Here is a 19,863-nt window from a genome sequence, read left to right on the forward strand (position 1 = left end):
GGCTGAGAATGCAGTTCTCAGCCTTTTTTATATGCAAGAGCAAGAATGGACTGAATGAAGGGCCCTTTTTCCTTTGTGTAGACTGATCTCTCTTCTTTATAGGCTTCAGCTAACTGTGTTTTTATAGATTCATAGGCTTTGGCAGCTTCCGAGTTCGTACGTAAGAAGTTACGAAATGTGATTTTCTCTTCCCATTCGGTGCCTTTCCATTGACAGATGTGCAGGTGGAAGGTGTCGTTCGTATCGGTTTCTTTTTTGAAAAAGCGCCGGGTCCTTAATTCAGGCTTAGGAACGTATTCATACCCTGCTTGTGCAAGGGGCTCAATGTAATAGGAGAAATCATCAAGGTTTTCTATCCCTAATAGAATATCAATAATGGGCTTTGCAGAAAGGTTCGGCACAGAGGTGCTTCCGATGTGCTCGATGGGAATGTCCGGATCACCAAGTTGTTGAAGGATGAAGCTTCTTTCTCCAGCGAAAGTTACCGGCCAGTTGGGTTGATATGAAGAAAGTTGTACATGGTCTTGATGCTTCGGTTTATCACAGGTGAAGCATTTTAGTGTTTTGTTTTCCGACAAGACGCCATTCAAGAACCCATTTTCACAATAGATCGTTGTACCGCAAGCAGCACACGTGCCGACTTTCTCTTGCATGATGGTCACTCCCCTTCCTCTTAGATTTTGGATAAGTCTGTCTTTTTTTGTCAAAACGAAACGGTAAAATGTTAGAATAGTAGAAAGATACTAGTTAGGAGGATGATGATGGAACAACTACAGAAGCCGAAAACGTTCGGTGAAATATTAGACCATACATTCAGTATATCAAAGAAAAACTTCGGACCTTTATTTCTGACGTTACTCATTATATTTGCCCCGCTCTACATATTTGATTACTTATTCATGGTTTTGAGCGGAATCAGTCTGTTTCGTGAGTCGTCAGGGGGAGGGTTCGCAGAAGGGGTCCTAAACAATCTTGATACGGCAGCGGCTACCCAGGAGCTTGTAGCCAATAATCTTGGGATGGGTATGGAAATACTTTACTTGCTTGTTTCTACTGTTCTCGCCATTATCATTTATCCGATAGCCCAGGCATCGGTCATTGTTGCGACAAGTAAAGCACTTAAGGATGAAGCCTGGTCGAAAGGACAGGCGATTAAAGGAGCGTTCTCGAGGTTTTGGCCGCTCGTCGCAAGTACAGCTTTGGTAGTAGTCATATTCGGAGCCGCCATCTTTACCGGTTTTCTTCTTTTTGGTGTTTTAGGAGGCGTCAGCTTTGCGAGGGATGGGGTTGGAGTCGGTTTCATCATGTCGATCATCCTCGGTCTCGTATTTTTGGGAGCAATCGCTTTTTTTATGACCAAACTGAGTATGTTTTTCGGAGCTATCGTATTCCAAAAGGTCGCCCCGGGTTTTTCAAAAAGCTGGAAGCTGACGAAAGGTCGCTTCTGGTCAACATTCGGATTATTCATCGTCTTTTTCATCATCACTATGCTGCTAACTTCCGTAATGGAGGGGGTTTCTGCTCTTCTTTTAGGTGGCAGTCTTTTTGGGCGAATACTGACAGACCTTGCCTCCATTATTACGACACTGTTTATGATGGTCGGTTATACGGTGCTGTTTTTTGACTTGAAAACAAGGAACGAAGCGGATGATTTAAAAGATATGATTGCTTCTTACAAAGAATCATGAACGTAGGTGAGTCATGTGAGCCAATCAACTGAAGGAAAAGAACAACTGAAGGAAATACTCGAGCGTCAGGAATACCAAGCGTATGAGCAGGAATCTCAGACAGCGAGTCAACACCTTTTAGATATCGTCACCGAATGGGTGAAAGAGATGCTTGAGGCTTGGTTTCCTAATTTCCAAGTCTCTGATTCTGCCATCAATGGCTGGATCTATTTTTTTGGTTTCATCGGTATGGGCCTTCTCTTATTTCTTGTCATTAAACTTGTGACAAGGCTCTCCGGTGAGAAGAAGCTGTCGGAAAAACGTACGTTCAGCATGACTTCAGACTTGGCATGGTCATCAGAAAAACATGTGCAGGAAGCGGACGCCCGAGCTACAGAGGGGCAATTTTCTGAAGCGGCACGTCATGTGTTCCTGGGCATGCTGCTGGATTTTGATAATAGAGATCTTGTTGAAGTGAAAACATGGAAGACAAACGGTGATTATGAAAAGGAACTGCTCGACTCAGATCATAGGCTTGTCGCTGACTTTTCATTTCTTGCGAAGACTTTTGATCAAATCACCTATGGAAACCGGATCCTTCAGAAAGAAGAGTATGATGAATTCCGCTTACGGGCGTTACAGTGGATGGACGAAGAGGGGAGGGGAGAAGCGTGATGACTACGAAGAAAACGTGGGTTTGGATCACTGTCATCTTTGCTCTTCTTACGTTCATTATTTATTGGCTCTCCCAAGGACGTCCAGAACCCTACCCGCCTTATTTATCTGAATCCCCTTCGCAGACGGGAGTTAAGGCCTTTTATACACTTCTTGATGAACGAGGTGGGGAGCCACTTCGCTGGGATAGTGAGCCGGGGCGACTGCCGGAAGAAAATGGAAATAAAATCCTTTTGATGATTGAGCCATTTTCCACCGTCAGCGGAGCTGAGATGCGTCAATATCAAGATTGGATGAAAAAGGGGAACAGGATCTGGCTGGTGAAAAACAATCCTGTCGGTTATTTTGATACCCAGGTAGACTATGGGGTTTTACCTGCAGGGGAAACGACGGTGGAGGATGAGAATGGTCGTACATACACCGTTGAGATTCAACAGGAGCACCGGCTCAAGACGAAGGAGTCGGATGAGGTCCTGCTGAGTGATGATCAAGGTGTGCTGGCTTTTGAGCGCTCATATGGAGAGGGTGCGTTGATTGTTGGCATGAATCCGGATTGGTTCACAAATGGATGGATTACAGACCATGAACATTATGAAGTGATCACTTCCATATTAGAATCAGGAGCAGGATTCAGCAGTATTTGGTTTGATGAATATATCCATGGACAGGACGGTTTTTTTTCCGGGGTGGACGTCTACCCGAAATGGCTGGTCGTTTTTGTTCTTCAGCTTGCTTTGTTCGTGCTTTTCTTTTTATGGATGCAGGGGAAAAGATTCGGGCCGTCCTTCATGCCGAGAGAAGCGGTCGTGCGGTTCGGGGATGAACGCTTGCGGGCATTGGCTGCCTGGTACCGAAAAGGGGAGTTTTATAGAGAGTCATTAGCTGTTCAGGAATCTTATATACGACAGCTGCTGCAGGAGCGGTTTGGCGTATCCTCCCAGGCATCCTGGCAGGATATTCGTCACACGCTATCGTATCGGCTGAGTGACGAGGATTATCAGGATTGGGATAAATGGACGAGAACCGTGGAGCCGTTGGAAAACTTGACCGATGTAGATAAAAAGACATTTGTAGATTGGTCACATACGTTCGATCAAATGAGGAAAGAGGTGCAAGGGTCATGAATGAAAAATTAACAGAGTTGATACAGTCCTATGAGCAAAGGGTTTATGGGCAGTCGGAAAATGTTCGCTTGATGATCGCATCCATTCTTGTTGGTGGACATGTGTTACTGGAAGGTGTTCCTGGTACCGGCAAAACAAAAATGGTCCGAACATTAGCGAACCTTCTTGGAGGCGACTTCAAGCGGATTCAGTTTACGCCGGACCTCTTACCGAGCGATATAACAGGAAGCATGATCTATAACATGAAAACCGGTGAGTTTGAGACGATGAAAGGACCTGTGTTTACAAACGTTCTGCTTGCTGATGAGATTAACCGGACCCCGGCGAAAACACAAGCAGCCCTGCTTGAAGCGATGGAAGAAAAACAAATGACCATTCAGGGAGTGACGTACACACTTCCGGCTCCTTTTTTCGTTGTTGCCACCCAGAACCCGGTGGAGTTTGAAGGGACTTACCCACTACCAGAAGCGCAGCAGGATCGCTTCTTGTTCAAATTACATATCGAATTTCCGTCCATGGAAGAAGAAGTAGCCGTACTTAAGCAGGCGATACGACCCAAACAAGAGGAATCTGTTCACTCACTATTGACGGTGGAAGAGTTCAACAGAATAAGTCAGGAAATATCAGGCATTACGATGACCGACGAAATGTACGGATATATCATGTCGGTCGTTCGGAAGACGCGTGAAACGGAAGCGATCCGCCATGGTGCAAGTACTCGGGCAGGTATTGCGATTGCAAAGGCAGCGAAAGCGTGGTCGTATCTGGAATCGCGGGACTATGTCACCCCGGACGATGTTAAGAAGGTGGCGGTCGCCTCCTTGAGACACCGGGTGATTTTAGCACCGCATATGGAACTGGAGGGAGTGACCCATGACCAAATCATTCAAGAACTTGTGGGATCAGTTCCTGTTCCGCGATAAAGGGATTGTTCCAACCAAGCGTCTGCTTGTCCTTATACTCGCCTTATCTTGCGTAATGATTTTACTAACATGGACAGGTCTTTCCTGGCCTTTCATCATTGCGACGAATGGGGCCAATTTATTATTAAGTTTGGTTGACCTTACTTTTTCACCTAAACGAAAAGAGCTTCAGGTTCACCGAGTAATGGATGAAGAGATGGAGCGGGGGATTGAAAATGAGGCTTCACTGGTGATTAGAAATGGTTCTGAAAAAGGGATGAATATGAGAGTCATCGACCACTTTCCGCAATCGTTCAGCCAGCCTTTTCCTTTGAAAAAAGAGATCCTTGGACATGAAGAAGCACGGATCACCTATACTTTTCAAGCCGCTCAACGAGGAGACTACACGCTTCCTCACCTTCATATTCGCTATCGTTCTCGTATTGGTTTATGGGAAAAGCAGATGAGGGTGGATCAAATCAAAAACGTGCGGGTCATTCCGGATCTCACAGAGAGCAGAAACTTCCTGGAGGATGCGCAGCGGTTCCTGCTTTACGAAGGGACACGATTGAAGAAGCGTCAGGTGGGCACCGGAGAGTTCAGCAAAATCCGTTCGTATGTCGTGGGAGATGATATTAGGAAAATCAATTGGAGACAAACCGCTAAAGTTCAAAATCTGATGACCAACGAATATGAACCAGAGCATGGAAAGATTGTTACCTTATTGATTGACTGTGGGCGGATGATGGGCGTGGAGCTTGAGGAGAATAACCGATTGGAGAAGTCACTCGAGGCTGTGATGACGGTGGCCACCGCTGCTTTAAAGCGTGGCGATTACGTGGCGGTTCTCGCTTTTTCAAAACACGTTCATGTGTATGTTCCTCCAGCGAAAGGGATGGCGCATATGCAAACCATCCTGAAAGAAATTTATCATTTGAAAGTTGAAGGATACGAATCGAACTATACAGCTGTGTTCCAACACTTGCAGAAAGTACAAAACAGGAGGAGTCTTCTGCTGTTGTTTAGTGATGTGAGCACTTTTCTATACGAAGAAGCTGCGTTGCATTACTTACAACGGTTGCGGCGTTCGCATTTGTTCTTAATGATTGGAATTGAAGATAGAGTCATCGATTCCCAGATAAGAAGAAAGCCTGAGGATGTACAAACCACATTAGTGAAGACGATGGCTCAAAAGCATGTGTTGGATAAAAAGCAGGAGTTGAAAAAGTGGGAGCGACAGGGTCTCCAAATGATTGAGGCACCGGAAGAGGAACTGGCGACAGCAGCCGTTTCCCACTATATCAACATTATGAATCGCGGACTTCTCTAGTTCTACCAGCATGGATCTTTCCAATAATGACGTATGCCAAAAGTCCGAGGAGAGTAATGAATGCAAATGCATACTTCGCTTCAAAGGATAAGCTGGATGGCGTGATGTAGCCTTCTACAATTCCTGCGATGATGAAAAGCGGAAGTGTTCCAATCAGCAGCAGAACGGATTGGTAGGCATAGGTTTTTAATTGATAGCTCCGTGTTCGTTTGCCGGGAACCCATAGCTTATAGCCCATTAAAAGACCCGCACCGCCTGCGATGAAAATGGCTGTAAGCTCGATAATTCCATGGGGGACGATATAGGCCCAAAAGTCATAGGCTCTTCCATGGACCATGAACAAAGCGGCCAGGGCACCGACGATGATTCCGTTGTAGATGAGGAGATAAACCGTCAGTAACCCAAAGGTCACGCCCCCGGCAAAAGCCAAAAAAGCAACTTGAATATTATTGGTCATAATTTCTGCTGACATGACAGGAGAATTCACCCCGCCATCTTCGCTTCCCAGCCGGCTTGGGTCTACCGCTTGTGCGATGGAATCAGGCAAAATCGTGTAAAGGCTCATCGGATCCTGGTAGACAGCCAGAAAAGCAGCCAAACCACCTAAAAAGAACAAGAACATGCTGATGACAACAAACTTCCATTGTTCGCTGATGAGTGTAATGAATGAACTTCCGAACATGCGCTTCACTTGTTTCCAATTCGACGTGCTTTCCTGGTAAAGCATATTATGGGCCTTTGTTACGAGGTCATTTAAGTAATCGGTTGTTTCTTCTTCTGCAAAGTATGTTTGACTGTAGGCAAGGTGCTGCGTGACTTTTTGGTACAGGCGCTGAAACTCTTCTATATGTTTAGGAGCCCAATGACGTTTGTTCTTATGTAACAACTGAATCAGTTCTTCTAAACGCTTCCACTCTTTACGATGGAGTTGGACAAAAGATCGATAATTCATGGCTTCACCTGCAATACGGTAATTTTTAACATTCTATTTCTATTATAGAAAAACAAAAGACGTATGGGAACCCATAAGAAAGGAGGAAGAAAATGGAGGAAAGATGGAAGGTGAAAACCCCTGAACATGTGACTTTGAATTTTCAGTTGGCGGGTTTAGGAAGCAGGGGAGCGGCTCAAATTGTCGACTCTATTCTTTTAGCCTTATTATATAGTGGAATGATTGCGCTGCTCATTTTTACAGAAAATCAATTGGACTTCATGTTGGAAGGCCGCGGGTGGGTGATTGCTTTTGTTATCCTTGTCTTATTTGGCATCCAATGGGGCTATTTCTTCTTATTCGAATGGTTCAGCGGTGGGAAAACCCTTGGTAAAATGATGCTCGGCCTCCGAGTCGTCAAAGAAGATGGAGGAAAAGCAACCGTCCTATCCATATTAATTCGAAATTTGTTACGAATCATAGATATGCTTCCTTTCTATTATCTGATCGGAATGGTAATGGTTTTCCTCCATCCCCAGCATAAAAGACTTGGCGATCTTGTCGGCGGGACGATCGTTATTCACGAACGGAAAAAACAACGTTCGAAAAAGAAACAGAAACAGACCCTCGTGGAAAAAGAAATCGAAAACCGTGATCTGAAATCGGGTCAACTAGTCATTGGAGAATGGGAGAGACAAAGCGTTACGAAAAAAGATTGGGACTTATTGAAAACTTATGTTTATCGTTACCCGACTTTGAAACCTGAGGAAAAAAACACCATGACCAGGGAGGTTGCTGAGATTCTTCTTCCTAAACTCGGGTTAGAGGATGGAACGAAAAGTAAAGATGAGTTAGCTACTCGACTTTATGCTGCTTATATAGAGTTAAGAGAAGAATGGGAATTTCATTTATAACAGTAAAACACAGCCGAATTTCCGGGCAGGGGGCGGCTGTGTTTTTGTGTGTAAAAGAAAGGTTATTCGTTGCTCACCTCTATGTATGCGTTTGTATTTGTAAGTATTTAAGGGAATATACAAGGATTAATAAATATATATTTACTTCAGTGTATAATTTGGTATTATATACTAGGATTTAATAAAATAAAGGCGAATAAACGGGCTGAACCATAGGTGAGGTTATGTTTGTTCCTACCTGAAAATATAAAAGGGAAAGGGGATTACAGCTTATGCTTACATCTCTTTATATGTTGTCTCTAACCGTTCTGCTTACGTTCCTTATATTATATGCCATTGATAAAGTTGCCCGTCGCTTTAAGAAAATCCAGCACCCTACAATCCAGCAAGATCAAGTTCCAGCTGATGTTGATTTCAGCCACCAGACATTCAAATAAGTGCTTTAACAAGAAGTGGCCCTGGATAAAAAGGAGCCACTTTCTTTTTGGACAGAACTAAAACCACATGACAGATAAGCTCCCTTTAGTTGAAGACTCAGTTTCGAGACTTTTGCTGGGTGGATGGGGGCTGCGGGGAATAGCTCGCTTTCCGCGGGAGAGCGGTGAGCCTCCTCGGACTGCGTCCTGTGGGGTCTCACTAAGCACTCTTTTCCCGCAGGAGTCTCGCCATTCCCCTCCGCCCCTTTGCCATAGAAGTATCTCGAAACCACTTCCCGAATCATCATCTATTCCGTTTGATGGAGTATCATTATAAACTCCCATGCAGAGACACTTGAACCCTGAAAGCTTGATACAGAGCGTTTTATGGTTACAACAATCGAGGTAGCAGGATACCATCCCCTTGGGAAAGGGGTTCGTTAGCCCCTTCATCTGATGGGGTGGTTGGGAAGCTGCGAGACTCCCGTGGGAGAAGGAGATAGGCGAGATCCCGCAGGACGCAGTCCGAGGAAGCTCGGCGCTCCCCCACAGGAAAGCGAGTAGCTTCCCAGCCATCCCTGACTCTTAACCGGGCAACGACCCCGAAAACATCTCGAAACTGAGTCTTCCACAATCCTGCCATATACTTTATCAACTTAAAGTATTGCTGGGGCAAGGGTTGTCTTTGGTAGAGGGGTTTACGTTTTGTTAGGTACCTGTTTGTGGTAAAATAGATATGTTTACATAAAGAAAGCTTCCAACTAAAACAAATACGTGTTCTATATATTTTTTAGTACAATTCAACAGATGGAAAAGGGGATATCTCATGGCGAATAAAGCGGTTGTTCTAGGAGCGAACTATTATATTGGGCTGAGTACGATTAGATGTTTGGGTATTCATGATGTCCATGTTGCAGCAGTGGACTATGACTGGGAAGGTGCCTACGGACTTGAGTCCAAATATTGTTCAGAAGCATTGATCGGGCCCCACTATAAGGAAGATCCAGAAGGTTTGAAGACTTTCTTGATCGACTATGCCAAAAAGCAGGATGCTGCTCCTGTACTGATTCCGACAGCCGATCCATATGTGGAATTCGTGGATGAATATCTGCCGGAATTAAGGGAATATTTCCTTATTCCTCAAACGGAACAAGGGTTATATACTAAGATAATGGACAAAGGCACTCTTCACACACTGGCATCGCAGCATGGAGTGGCTGTTCCGGAAACGGTTCAAGTAGATGATGAGAAACTTGTGCAAAGAGTGGAAGAGGAAATCCAATACCCTTGCCTCGTAAAGCCGGTGGATTCACCAGCTTTTGTATCCAAGTTCAGAAGGAAGCTTTTTAAGGTTCATAATAAAGAAGAGTTAATAGAAAAAGTGGAGCAAGCAAAAGAAGCGAATATAGAAGTCATCGTCCAGCGCATTATTCCAGGTTTTGATGACCATATGTACACGTTTGATGCATATCTGGATCAAAATTCTAAAGTTACGCATTGGGTGACCTGCCAAAAACTTCGTCAATTTCCAGTGAATTACGGGGCATCTGTTTACACTCAGCAAAAATATGTGCCGGAGCTCTATGAACTGGGGGCGAAGTTTTTAGAAGGAATCGGATATAAAGGTTTCGCGGAAATAGAATTCAAAAAAGACGCTGAAACCGGCCGGTACTATTTGATTGAAATTAATGTTCGTATTACGAATTTGAACCATCTATTACAAAAAACGGGCATCAACATCCCTTATATCACTTACAAAGAGTTGATCGGGGACCCGGTGGAGCCGAAAGCAGTGGAAGAGGATCAGAATCTCGTTTTCTGGTATGCCTATGAGGACCTTCTGGCAGTCAGAGAATACATCAAAACAGGACAACTCTCTCCCCAAAAGGTTTTGAAATCTTATTTCAGACCGAAAGCTCATGCTATCTGGGACCCGAAAGATCCAAAACCAGCATTCTCCTTTGGGAAGAAGTTGGCGAATCTCGTTGTAAATAAAGTAACAAAGAAAAACAGGTAACCTTTTTTTCGTCATGCTGCTGAGAATACAGATAGCGGACAGTAGGAAATGCTAACCAATAAACGAACAATATGGACGGAACGAAATTGAATTCCATTGAACAGGCTAATACAATGCAGGGAAGGTAGATAAGAATGGCTAAATTGAAAGAATTATTATCATTCATCCATATACTGGAGTCATGGAATGACAGGGACCTGGACGTCCGAGGACTCGCATACAATTCAAGAAATGTAGAACAGGGGGATGTGTTTGTCTGTATTAAAGGCTTCAAGACAGATGGACACCGTTATGTGGCGGAAGCAGTGAAAAATGGAGCGGCTGCCATTGTGGTCGAGGATTATCAGTCCGGGTGGGATGACCTTCCACAATATCAGGTTAAAGATAGCCGTCGTGCTCTGGCTGCCCTGAGTGATGCATTTTATAATCATCCTTCAAATGCTATGAAAACGATTGGAATTACAGCGACTAATGGGAAAACGTCCACTTCATTTATGACGAATGCTATTCTCGAAGAGCATGGACTTAAAACAGGCTTGATCGGAACAGTCGTGGTCAAGTTCGGTGACTACTCCGAGCCTACAAAACTTACGACACCGGAGTCACTCGACCTGCATCATTATTTTGCCCAAATGAGAGACCAGGATGTGTCCCATGTGACAATGGAAGTTTCCTCCTCAGCGCTGGATTTAAGCAGAGTGGGTAGTGTGGACTTTGATATTGTTACATTAAACAATATCAGCCGGGAGCATATCGACCTGCATGGGTCTTTTGAAGAATACTTCAATTGTAAAGCAAGCCTCATTCGCAATGCGGGTGAAGATAAATGGGCTATCCTGAACCTTGATGACCCTTATTCTGCGTCGTTGATCGACGAAACGAAAGCCAATTTGCTCACATTCAGTGTAGAAACAGGTGATGGCGACCTGGTATGTAAAGACCTTGATCTTACCACAGGCCGCGCGAAATTCACGGTTGAAATCCGTAAGCCATTTACTGTTGAAGGTACAACATATGAGCCGCAGGAGTTCTCTATTGAGCTTTCGACGCCGGGATATCACTCCGTTTATAATTCGATGGTAGCCATTGCTGCAGGGTTGTTGAATGAGATACCGGTTTCAACCATTCAAGCCGGACTCAAAAGCTTCGGTGGTGTAGAGAGACGCTTTGAAATGGTGTTTGAGGATGATATTAAAATTTTGGACGACCATTTTGCCAACTATGGAAATATCAACGTCACCTTGAACACTTTGCAGCAAATGGATTATTCAAGCCTTAAGCTCGTCTACGCAATTCGTGGAAGTCGTGGAGTTACAGTCAATAGAGAAAATGCAAAAGCGATTGTGGAATGGGCGCCTAAGTTGGGGCTGACTGAAGTAATTGCGACCCTCAGCCAATCGCATGTGGATGAAAAAGACCGGGTGACCGAAGAAGAGCTGCGTGTCTTTCAGGAAATGATGGAGGAAGCAGGCATTCATGTAGACTTGTATAAAGAGTTGGATGATGCTATCCACCATGCGCTCTCAGAAGCTGAAAAAGACGATGTTGTCTTGTTAGCAGGATGCCAGGGGATGGACCCAGGAGCAAAAATCGCCTTGGAGCAGTTGAACAAGACACGTCCGGGAATGGATGAAGAGAAATTGTTCAAGCCATTGAAAAACAGAGTAGCAGGAATCCTCTGATTAAACCGATACAGCAAGAGCCCGGTCTTTCGTTAGGAGGCATAACAGTGAATGATAAAATTATCGGCATACTCGGGGGAATGGGACCTGAAGCAACGGCCGAATGTTATATGAAGATCATAAGAGCGACGAATGCAAGTAAAGATCAAGAGCATTATCGAGTGATCATAGACAGCAATGCGAAGATTCCGGACCGCACTGAAGCCATTTCAGGAAAAGGGGAAAACCCTGTTCCTGAAATGGTCCACGCGGCTAAAAATTTAGAAAAACTCGAAGTGGATGTTGCGTGTATTCCTTGTATGACCGCACACTATTTCATCGAAGAAGTTCAGAAGTTCGTGTCGTTCCCATTATTGAATGCTTTCTTGGAATTGAAGAAATTCATTCAGGAACACTATCCAGCTGTTCATAAAATTGGAGTGCTTGCCACAACCGGTACTTTGGAAACTGGACTATTCAAGAAGTATTTCGATCATCTGGAAGTGATTAATCCTACACCCTATACACAAAATGAAAAAGTGATGCGTGCCATTTACGGTGAAAACGGGATTAAAAGTGGGAATACGGATGGGGAACCCCTTCAACTACTAAAAGAAGCATCCCAGGAACTCTTTGACAATGGGGCAGAGTTGATTATTTCAGGCTGTACAGAGATCGGTCTCGTATTAAAGCCTTATCACCTGCCTGTTCCGCTGATCGATCCTATGGAAGTCGTCGCAAACGTAGTCGTAAAAGAAACTGTTTATCAAAAGTCATGAAAAGTGTCCCTCCTTCTTATATTTGTAACAAGAACCATTATTCAGGAGGGGGCAGATCATGTCCAAAAGCGAGTTTGAGAAATTTTTGTCAGATTCCTTCAAAGAGGGGATTACCTTCAGAGAATTAAGGCTTTCTGAAAAAGAAGTATCAGATTTGATGTCTCATTATCCTTCAGCCATTATTAGAAGAACGAGTGAAGTCAACGATGCATTAAAGAAATCTTGGTATGAAGTCCATTTATCACCGATGCATAGAAAACCTGAAAGTTTGGACTCCATACGTCAAGAAAATATCCGGCTCAAACGTGAGTTGGAAATCCTGAAGAAAATGAAAAACTAAGCACAATAAGACAATTCTAAAAGGATTGTCTTATTTTTTTGTCTATTTTTGGGGTCAGAGTTAGCTGTATCCCCCATGGAAGTGTACACAGTTTCAATATTTTGAACTTAGATAAGCAGGTGTGAAAATAGTAATGTTTTCAATATAAGAATGGCCCCCGCACAATCAAAGAAAAACTATTGTGTTTGGTTCTATAAACCTACAACTTTATAACCATCAGATTTCTTTTCGTATGTGTATTTTGTCGAAGGAAAAGTCAAACATACGTGTGTTTTGTTATGATTTGAAACATAAATGTAATAATAATTTGTCTTTATTTAGCGAATATCTTTGATATAATGAGGTAGGAAAATGCAACAGACGACTTAAAGTACATACAACAGACAACATAGATTCACAAAATGAGAGTTTAGTAGGAAGTGATATAAATTGTTCGATCTGCATCACCGCAGTCCAGCACCTTATGTTCTGAGGGATACCGTTCTATACAGTAGAGAGATTGAACGGTTAACACGGGGTGACCAGCACTATGAAATTTAAGACATTTGGTCGCCACGGAAAAGAAGGGGTTAAAAGCCTAGCTAGAAACAGGTGGATGTCAATAGCCTCTATTTCAGCTGTGACAGTAACCTTGTTGCTTGTTGGAGTTTTTGCCACACTGCTATTGAATTTAAATGATTTTGCATCACAGATTGAAGAAGACGTAGAAGTTCGCGTCTTTATAGATGTCACGGCGGAAGATGAGAGTCGTGAAGCCTTAAAAGACAAAATCGAAGAGGTGTCAGCTGTTTCATCAGTAAAGTTCCAATCCAAAGAAGAAGGGTTGGATAAACTGATCGACAGTCTCGGCGATGATGGAGAAGTATTTGAATCCTTGAAGGATGAAAACCCTCTGAATGATGTTTACATCGTCAAAACAGCTGAACCTGAAGATACAATAACAGTGGCACAGACGATAAATGACTTTAATAGTGTAGCCAAAGTTGAATACGCCAAAGAAACCGTTCAGCGTCTCTTTAGTGTTATGGATGTGGCTCGTAATGTAGGCCTTGCGATTATCGCTGGTCTCCTATTCACTGCCATGTTTTTAATTGCAAATACGATTCGCATTACAATTGTTGCTCGTAAGAAAGAAATTGAAATCATGAAAATGGTCGGAGCGACAAATTGGTTTATCCGCTGGCCTTTCCTTTTTGAAGGCTTGCTGATTGGTCTTCTTGGTTCACTCATTCCAATTGCCATCGTTGTGTTTGGGTATGATTACCTTTATACAGAAGTGACTACAAGATACCCAACATTGTTCATTGAATTGTTGCCCGTCTATCCATTCGTGCTGAAAGTATCCGCACTATTGATACTGATGGGGATTGTCATCGGTTTATGGGGAAGCTTTACGTCCATTCGTAAGTATTTGAAAGTATAAATCTATTGAACTGCCAAAAATAAACAGGTAAGGATTCGGGGGAGGAAGAAAGTTTGAAGTTGAGAGTTTTAGTAGCCACTCTGACCGTCAGTCTTATTCTATCCGGTTTTCCACTCTATTCTCAAACAGTTAACGCAGAAACAAATAAGGAGAAATTAGAGGAGAACCGTTCCAAGCAGGAAGAAATTGAAAAAGAGAAACAAGAAAAGCAGGAAGAAATTGAAAAGCTTAAACAACAGCAGGAAAAAGTCAACGCAGAAATCGCACAGTTGGACAAGCAAGTGATGGAAGCGATGAATAAGATCGAAACGAAAGAGAAGGAAATTGCCACAACGAGAGAAAACATCGAGCAATTAAAAGCTGATATTGCAGAGCTTGAAAAAAGAATTGCTGAACGAGATGAACTTTTAAAGGATCGCGTTAAATCCATGCACCAAAACGGTGGAGCGATTGATTACCTGGATGTTCTTATGGGCGCTGAAAGTTTCGGAAACTTTTTAGAGCGTGTCATGAGCCTGAACACCATCGCTACACAGGATAAAGAAATTTTGGAGCAGCATAAAGCCGATAAAGAAGAAGTTGAAAAGAAAAAAGCACAAGTTGAAGAAGAATTAGCTTCTCTTGAGGATAAGCTCCAAGAATTAGAAGCGTTGAAACAGGGACTCGATCAGAAGAAGCAAAAGAAAAATGAATTGATGGAGAGTCTTGAACGAGACGAAGAACTTGCGCATAACCATGTAATGGATATTGAAGAAGAGCAGGATACACTTGCTGCGCAGGAAGCTGCCATCCAGAAAGAAATTGAACGTGAACGTGAGAGAAAACGTAAAGCGGAAGAAGAAGCTAGAAGGAGAGCAGCCGAAAAAGCGGCCGCTGAAAAAGCAGCTGCTGAGAAGGAAGCGAGTGTTTCAAACACAAGCAGCAGTGACTCAAGTTCTAGTTCTAAATCAACTTCAAACACAAGCTCGTCCAACGAGTCATCCTCTTCCAATAGTGGATCCTTATTCAGTTGGCCGGCGAGTGCTCCAGTCACATCTGAATTCGACCGTAACCGTATCCATCCAATTACAGGTGTTCCAAAGTTGCACTCTGGAATTGATTTGGCTGCCGGAGGTACGATTCCAATTAGCGCCGCAGCGGATGGAACAGTCATCCGTGCCAATTATTCATCAAGCTACGGAAATGTGGTTATGATCTCACACCGTATGAATGGACAAACGTTCACGACGGTATATGCTCATATGAGAAGTACGCCTGCCGTTTCTGCAGGACAGTCTGTTTCTAGAGGTCAGTTCCTTGGGAACATGGGTACTACAGGGGCTTCGACCGGACAGCATCTGCACTTTGAGATCCATGAAGGCAGCTGGAACGGAGCACGTTCTAATTCCGTAAACCCGCGTAAATACTTGCCATAAAAATAAAGCGTAAGAAAGACCGATGGAGAATCCTTAGGATTTTCCATCGGTCTTTTGTATGTCTACCCTTAACAAATTTCCTGAATCGTTGATCATGGATTTATTCAAAAGAGAATCTATGTAGGTACAGCAGGAATCTATTCGATGGATGGAAAATTAGATCTGCTCCCAGTTAATTAGTGTATCCATGGAACGAGTTTCATGCGTTACAGGAAATGTATGATGAAAAGTAGCTTCTAAGGAATATCTTCCCCTAATCTAAGTTCAATACCTGTTACCATTCCTCTCTAGCCCCTGTGAGCTGTAAGAGCTGTGTTACCATGTCCTAAGGTTAACTAAACTGATTTGTTCATCATTTTAACACCTTAAGACAGGTTTTCTTGCTTCCTGAAGACACAGGAAGCACAAGTTGAACCTCATGAATTTCAAAGGTGGTAGTTTCGTGGAAATCTTGTTTATAGCTAATATGGTGTGCTTTTTTTCTAATGAGTTATTCACATGTGCATAACTATTTTAAGTTTGACCGGATATTTTATCCGCAGTTCTTCTTCTCTTCAAGCTTTCTATGATTTTTTCTAGTTGGTATGAGATATTAAAGCATGAAGTAGAAAGCTGGCGGATAAGAGTGAGAAAGCCAGCGTCTTACTTCATAAGGTTGACTTATATTTAATATACGTTTGAATCACCGTTTTTTTGTGTGAGTTAGAATCTCTGGTGTGTATGGGAAGAGGAGCTGAATGTGTGAGGTCTTCGTTGCATAGTGGACAATGCCATGTTCCATTACTACTACTGCTGAATGAGGATCTATGACATCGAGTGCACAACTTTTTTATCATGAAGAGGTCTCCCTTACTAGGTCTTTTGTTCTTTATAAAGAATTAATCTACTCTATTATACTGCACAAATGTTATATAACAAGTATTATTAAGAACAATTGTTCATTATAGATTACGAAATATCGTATATTAGTCCTCTTTTTTTTGATATCATGACCGTAACATACGTTCGGTGTTATAATTAAAGAAGATCATTCTTCATGACCAGTCTTCCAGTTTATCGTATATATATGAAGGAGGAAGAGGATGAATAGAATGAAGCTGATTCCTTACAGAATGGATGCAATTCTGGACACGACTAATGAGGTCCCCAAAGGTGTGCATATGGTGGAGGCTCAAAGTTTATGGGATGAGACGGACCAGGGGAAGGGCAGCGTGGTAGCTGTTATTGATACAGGCTGTCAGTGTAATCATCCAGACTTACAAGGGCAAGTAATCGGAGGTCGCAACTTTACGGATGATCATGATGGAGATCCTGAAAATTTTGAGGACAATAATGGTCACGGGACTCACGTTGCAGGTACCATTGCTGCAAAAGAAGATGGCAAAGGTGTTGTTGGCGTTGCACCTCAGGCGAAGTTACTTATCCTTAAGGTGCTCTCAGAGGAGGGGAGTGGGCAATATCAGTGGATTACAGAAGCCATTGACTATGCTGTTCAATGGAGAGGGGAAAACAACGAGCGTGTTCGAGTGATCTCCATGTCCCTTGGAGGACCTGATGATACACCAGACCTTAAGAATTCGATTTTGAATGCTGTTTCTGAAGGGATTTCTGTTGTATGTGCAGCAGGTAATGAAGGTGATGGACGTGAAGATACGATGGAATATGCTTATCCTGGTGCCTATAATGAAGTCATCCAAGTGGGAGCTGTAAATGAATCACGTCGCCTAGCCTCATTTACAAACACGAATGACCAAATTGATCTTGTGGCTCCTGGAGTTAACATCCTCTCTACCTATCTTGAAGGTAAATATGCCCGATTATCAGGCACATCCATGGCAACTCCCCATGTTTCTGGTGGTCTTTCTTTAATCATCCCTTTAGTAGAAAAACAATTTCAGAGGAAGATGACCGAAGCAGAAATTTTTTCACAGCTCATCAAACGGACAACGCCATTGGGCTATTCTAAAGTCGCTGAAGGAAACGGCCTGATGACCTTGTCATTAACAAAGAAATTAGAAAAATTATTCAGTACCTATATCACGTAATCTTATGATCTGAAGAGAGAGGTTTTAAACCTCTCTTTTTTTTATGTAATCCAAGCCCATCTTATAGAAAAACGGCAATAAACTAAGTCCGTGATTTTGTGTCAAACAGTGTATATTTATGTTGGAAAATCATATGTGTACAATTATGAATACAAGTGTACAATAATGTTTATTTGTAAACAAAGTTGAATACAATATGTTTACAATTATGTGTTCATGTACTCAAACATGTACACATACTGTCATATAAACATGTGTGCGACATTGTGTGCATGTATACAAAAATAAAGGCAAGTACACAATTATGAACACGTAAAAAGGCGCATTGACTATTTTCTGATTGTTTAATAGATTTAAAGGAAGGTGAGGTCAAATCTAGCAAAAGAAAAGGAGAGCTGTGTAATGACGAACTCTAGAATTGCAGCTGTTGATGTTGGTAACGATGCCGTGAAGGCGAACTTTGGAAAATTGGAATCTTCTCTATATATTCCTAACGTGGTCGCTAGAGACCTTGAGGACCGTCCAGTTATTGGGATTGAAGACTTAGATGATAAGGATCCACTCGATAATCTACATATTCGAGTGCATTCCCCTGCTTTACGGGAGAACAATGCTATCTATCGTGTAGGGAATTTAGCTACGAAAACGACAAACTCTGCGGAGTTGGATCCTGGAAGTTATAAATCAGAAGAAGATCAAACATTGATTATGCTGTTTGCATCTCTTGCTATGGATGCTGTTACTGGAAAAGATGCGCAATCAGCAAAAAACAATGTGATCGAAGCAAACTATACACTTGGTACAGGTTTACCTTTACGTGAAGTAAAAGAAGGCAAGGATGTGGGCTACCGCTCTCAACTTCTTGGTTCAGTACACCAGGTTGAATTTTTAGTCACACCTAAGTATCAAGGGATGAAAGTGAACATCAAGTTTGATGAGGTCAAAGTTTATCCAGAAGGATTTGCTGCTTATGTGAACCTTGTCATGGACAATGATTTGAACATTATTAATAAAGAGTTAGTAGATAAACAAATTCTGATCCAGGACATTGGTGGTCTTTCTACGGATATCGCTGTTATTAGAAACCGTAACGTGGATGATGACAAAGCTCAGGGATTCAACCTGGGAGTATCTGAGTCCTTGGAGATGATTCGTGACGAAATTCTTACGAAGCACGGAGTAGAATTGGACAGTCGCCGTGATGTTGTCGATATCATTACGCGCAAGAATGATCGCCATCACATTATGGTTCGAGGAAGCCGTACAAATGTCCACGACATTACGGACCGCATTCTGCTTGAACTGGCGAAAAAACAATATCGCTATTTAAGAAATGTCTGGCAGAAAAATTCCCAGTCCGAAATCTGCTATTTCGTAGGTGGCGGTTCTGCTGTCTTGAAAGATTATATTAAGACATTGAATAATAAACTGGATGGCTTTAACATTGAATTCTTTGAGGATGAGAATGAGAGCATCTGGATGATGGCCAATGCTTATTATAAGCTCATTTCTGACTACATTCGTAAGAATTCGAAGTTAGAAGACAAGTCTAATAAAAAAGTAGAACAAAAAGCTGGATCTTCTAAGTAAGGTGATTAGATGAGTTCTTCTAGAAAAAGTGTGGAGAGGGGCCAGTCGATTACGTTCCGGGTCCCCTCGGACACACCTGATCATTTATTAAAACAGCTGTCCCAGTTAAAAGAGAAGGAACGAAGAAATTTTTCAAGTAAGATTGCTCAGTTTGTCCTTGAGGGCGTCAATCAGTCCTTAACGAAAGACAAGGAAACCGTAACCATCCCACTCCCGAAAGCACTTACGAAAGAGCAGAAAAGTTGGATTAAGCACGAGCACTCAGAAGCTCTCATCGGCAGCATCCTTTATCAACTTATGATGGACCCTGTCAGAGCAACAACTTTACTTGCATCGCTAAACAGCAATGCCTATCACATTGATGATGCACTATATCTTCAAGAAGAGGCGGCTACACAGGAAGAACCTCAGGAAGTAGAGTTTCCAACAGAGGTTGAACCTGAGAAGGAAAAAGCTGTGTTGCCTGAAACCCCACTCGATTTGGATGGAGATGATGACCTGGATGATTTGGATTTGGACAATCTCCAAGCTGATTTTCAGGAACAACGAGATGAAGAGGTTCAGGAAGAAGATGACGATGATCTGCTTGGTGACTTTTTATCCAGAATGAATAAATGATCATAAGCCCCTCGTA

Annotated in this window: 18 protein-coding genes; 16 read left to right on the plus strand and 2 right to left on the minus strand. The window is 42.7% G+C overall.

Translation table 11 applies throughout. The features are described 5' to 3' along the window. Positions 1 to 17: 17 nt before the first annotated feature. Positions 18 to 653 carry a GrpB family protein gene (locus J0K78_RS09470; protein ID WP_242517821.1) on the minus strand — a complete coding sequence of 212 codons (636 nt, stop codon included), beginning with the start codon at positions 651 to 653 and terminating at the stop codon, positions 18 to 20. A 108-nt stretch (positions 654 to 761) separates the two neighbouring features. On the opposite strand from J0K78_RS09470, the gene J0K78_RS09475 reads away from it, so the two are divergent. The 5 genes from J0K78_RS09475 to J0K78_RS09495 are packed head-to-tail and all read left to right on the plus strand — an operon-like array spanning position 762 to position 5,698. Further along, positions 762 to 1,688 carry a M48 family metalloprotease gene (locus J0K78_RS09475; protein WP_206946450.1) on the plus strand — a complete coding sequence of 309 codons (927 nt, stop codon included), beginning with the start codon at positions 762 to 764 and terminating at the stop codon, positions 1,686 to 1,688. Positions 1,689 to 1,703: 15 nt separating this feature from the next. Then, complete coding sequence (locus J0K78_RS09480) at positions 1,704 to 2,342, plus strand: DUF4129 domain-containing protein (protein ID WP_206946451.1); 639 nt, start codon at positions 1,704 to 1,706, stop codon at positions 2,340 to 2,342. Then, on the plus strand, positions 2,342 to 3,466 hold the full coding sequence (locus tag J0K78_RS09485) for a DUF4350 domain-containing protein (protein WP_206946452.1): 1,125 nt from the start codon (positions 2,342 to 2,344) through the stop codon (positions 3,464 to 3,466). Before J0K78_RS09480 ends, J0K78_RS09485 begins: the two co-directional genes overlap by 1 nt. After that, on the plus strand, positions 3,463 to 4,389 hold the full coding sequence (locus J0K78_RS09490) for an AAA family ATPase (protein WP_206946453.1): 927 nt from the start codon (positions 3,463 to 3,465) through the stop codon (positions 4,387 to 4,389). The genes J0K78_RS09485 and J0K78_RS09490 overlap by 4 nt, the downstream gene beginning before the upstream one ends. Continuing rightward, positions 4,340 to 5,698 (plus strand): DUF58 domain-containing protein, encoded by a 1,359-nt coding sequence (locus J0K78_RS09495; RefSeq protein WP_206946454.1) that lies wholly within the window; start codon positions 4,340 to 4,342, stop codon positions 5,696 to 5,698. Before J0K78_RS09490 ends, J0K78_RS09495 begins: the two co-directional genes overlap by 50 nt. Here the strand turns inward: J0K78_RS09495 and J0K78_RS09500 are convergent. Then, the gene (locus J0K78_RS09500; RefSeq protein ID WP_206946455.1) at positions 5,676 to 6,650 is read right to left on the minus strand and encodes a stage II sporulation protein M; all 975 of its coding nucleotides are present in this window, start codon (positions 6,648 to 6,650) and stop codon (positions 5,676 to 5,678) included. The two genes, J0K78_RS09495 and J0K78_RS09500, sit on opposite strands and share 23 nt — an antisense overlap. A 92-nt stretch (positions 6,651 to 6,742) precedes the next feature. Here J0K78_RS09500 and J0K78_RS09505 point away from each other — a divergent pair, with 92 nt between their 5' ends. The 11 genes from J0K78_RS09505 (at position 6,743) to J0K78_RS09555 (ending at position 19,847) form a co-directional block, all read left to right on the plus strand. Then, on the plus strand, positions 6,743 to 7,543 hold the full coding sequence (locus J0K78_RS09505; RefSeq protein WP_206946456.1) for an RDD family protein: 801 nt from the start codon (positions 6,743 to 6,745) through the stop codon (positions 7,541 to 7,543). Between the two features lie 272 nt (positions 7,544 to 7,815). Next, entirely contained in the window at positions 7,816 to 7,980 is a 165-nt protein-coding gene (locus J0K78_RS09510) for a hypothetical protein (protein ID WP_206946457.1), read from the plus strand. Positions 7,981 to 8,785: 805 nt separating this feature from the next. Further along, entirely contained in the window at positions 8,786 to 9,976 is a 1,191-nt protein-coding gene (locus J0K78_RS09515; RefSeq protein ID WP_206946458.1) for a carboxylate--amine ligase, read from the plus strand. 134 nt (positions 9,977 to 10,110) lie between these two features. Beyond that, the gene (locus J0K78_RS09520; protein WP_206946459.1) at positions 10,111 to 11,658 is read left to right on the plus strand and encodes a Mur ligase family protein; all 1,548 of its coding nucleotides are present in this window, start codon (positions 10,111 to 10,113) and stop codon (positions 11,656 to 11,658) included. Between the two features lie 47 nt (positions 11,659 to 11,705). After that, the gene (gene cuyB / locus J0K78_RS09525; protein ID WP_206946460.1) at positions 11,706 to 12,416 is read left to right on the plus strand and encodes a cysteate racemase; all 711 of its coding nucleotides are present in this window, start codon (positions 11,706 to 11,708) and stop codon (positions 12,414 to 12,416) included. A 58-nt stretch (positions 12,417 to 12,474) separates the two neighbouring features. Further along, positions 12,475 to 12,756 carry a hypothetical protein gene (locus J0K78_RS09530; RefSeq protein WP_206946461.1) on the plus strand — a complete coding sequence of 94 codons (282 nt, stop codon included), beginning with the start codon at positions 12,475 to 12,477 and terminating at the stop codon, positions 12,754 to 12,756. Between the two features lie 529 nt (positions 12,757 to 13,285). After that, positions 13,286 to 14,179: a permease-like cell division protein FtsX gene (gene ftsX / locus J0K78_RS09535; protein WP_206946462.1), complete on the plus strand. Its 894-nt coding sequence runs from the start codon at positions 13,286 to 13,288 to the stop codon at positions 14,177 to 14,179. A 53-nt stretch (positions 14,180 to 14,232) separates the two neighbouring features. Further along, on the plus strand, positions 14,233 to 15,594 hold the full coding sequence (locus tag J0K78_RS09540; protein WP_206946463.1) for a murein hydrolase activator EnvC family protein: 1,362 nt from the start codon (positions 14,233 to 14,235) through the stop codon (positions 15,592 to 15,594). Positions 15,595 to 16,676: 1,082 nt separating this feature from the next. Further along, on the plus strand, positions 16,677 to 17,639 hold the full coding sequence (locus J0K78_RS09545) for a S8 family peptidase (protein WP_206946465.1): 963 nt from the start codon (positions 16,677 to 16,679) through the stop codon (positions 17,637 to 17,639). 402 nt (positions 17,640 to 18,041) lie between these two features. Further along, positions 18,042 to 19,229, plus strand: coding sequence for a ParM/StbA family protein (locus tag J0K78_RS09550; RefSeq protein ID WP_160910633.1), 1,188 nt, complete (start codon positions 18,042 to 18,044; stop codon positions 19,227 to 19,229). A gap of 9 nt (positions 19,230 to 19,238) precedes the next feature. Further along, positions 19,239 to 19,847, plus strand: a complete 609-nt coding sequence (locus J0K78_RS09555; RefSeq protein WP_206946467.1) for a hypothetical protein — start codon at positions 19,239 to 19,241, stop codon at positions 19,845 to 19,847. The last annotated feature ends 16 nt before the right edge of the window (positions 19,848 to 19,863 follow it).

Source organism: Halobacillus sp. GSS1 (assembly GCF_017307035.1).
Classification (GTDB): Bacteria; Bacillota; Bacilli; order Bacillales; family Halobacillaceae; genus Halobacillus; species Halobacillus litoralis.

What these genes read in the sequence shown, in the direction of transcription:
- J0K78_RS09475 (WP_206946450.1), top strand. Translation starts at nt 762, where the DNA reads ATGGAACAACTACAGAAGCCGAAAACGTTCGGTGAAATATTAGACCAT.
- J0K78_RS09485 (WP_206946452.1), top strand. Translation starts at nt 2,342, where the DNA reads ATGACTACGAAGAAAACGTGGGTTTGGATCACTGTCATCTTTGCTCTT.
- J0K78_RS09470 (WP_242517821.1), bottom strand. Translation starts at nt 653, where the DNA reads ATGCAAGAGAAAGTCGGCACGTGTGCTGCTTGCGGTACAACGATCTAT.
- J0K78_RS09515 (WP_206946458.1), top strand. Translation starts at nt 8,786, where the DNA reads ATGGCGAATAAAGCGGTTGTTCTAGGAGCGAACTATTATATTGGGCTG.
- ftsX (WP_206946462.1), top strand. Translation starts at nt 13,286, where the DNA reads ATGAAATTTAAGACATTTGGTCGCCACGGAAAAGAAGGGGTTAAAAGC.
- J0K78_RS09550 (WP_160910633.1), top strand. Translation starts at nt 18,042, where the DNA reads ATGACGAACTCTAGAATTGCAGCTGTTGATGTTGGTAACGATGCCGTG.
- J0K78_RS09500 (WP_206946455.1), bottom strand. Translation starts at nt 6,650, where the DNA reads ATGAATTATCGATCTTTTGTCCAACTCCATCGTAAAGAGTGGAAGCGT.
- J0K78_RS09510 (WP_206946457.1), top strand. Translation starts at nt 7,816, where the DNA reads ATGCTTACATCTCTTTATATGTTGTCTCTAACCGTTCTGCTTACGTTC.
- J0K78_RS09490 (WP_206946453.1), top strand. Translation starts at nt 3,463, where the DNA reads ATGAATGAAAAATTAACAGAGTTGATACAGTCCTATGAGCAAAGGGTT.
- J0K78_RS09505 (WP_206946456.1), top strand. Translation starts at nt 6,743, where the DNA reads ATGGAGGAAAGATGGAAGGTGAAAACCCCTGAACATGTGACTTTGAAT.
- J0K78_RS09555 (WP_206946467.1), top strand. Translation starts at nt 19,239, where the DNA reads ATGAGTTCTTCTAGAAAAAGTGTGGAGAGGGGCCAGTCGATTACGTTC.
- J0K78_RS09530 (WP_206946461.1), top strand. Translation starts at nt 12,475, where the DNA reads ATGTCCAAAAGCGAGTTTGAGAAATTTTTGTCAGATTCCTTCAAAGAG.
- J0K78_RS09495 (WP_206946454.1), top strand. Translation starts at nt 4,340, where the DNA reads ATGACCAAATCATTCAAGAACTTGTGGGATCAGTTCCTGTTCCGCGAT.
- J0K78_RS09520 (WP_206946459.1), top strand. Translation starts at nt 10,111, where the DNA reads ATGGCTAAATTGAAAGAATTATTATCATTCATCCATATACTGGAGTCA.
- J0K78_RS09545 (WP_206946465.1), top strand. Translation starts at nt 16,677, where the DNA reads ATGAATAGAATGAAGCTGATTCCTTACAGAATGGATGCAATTCTGGAC.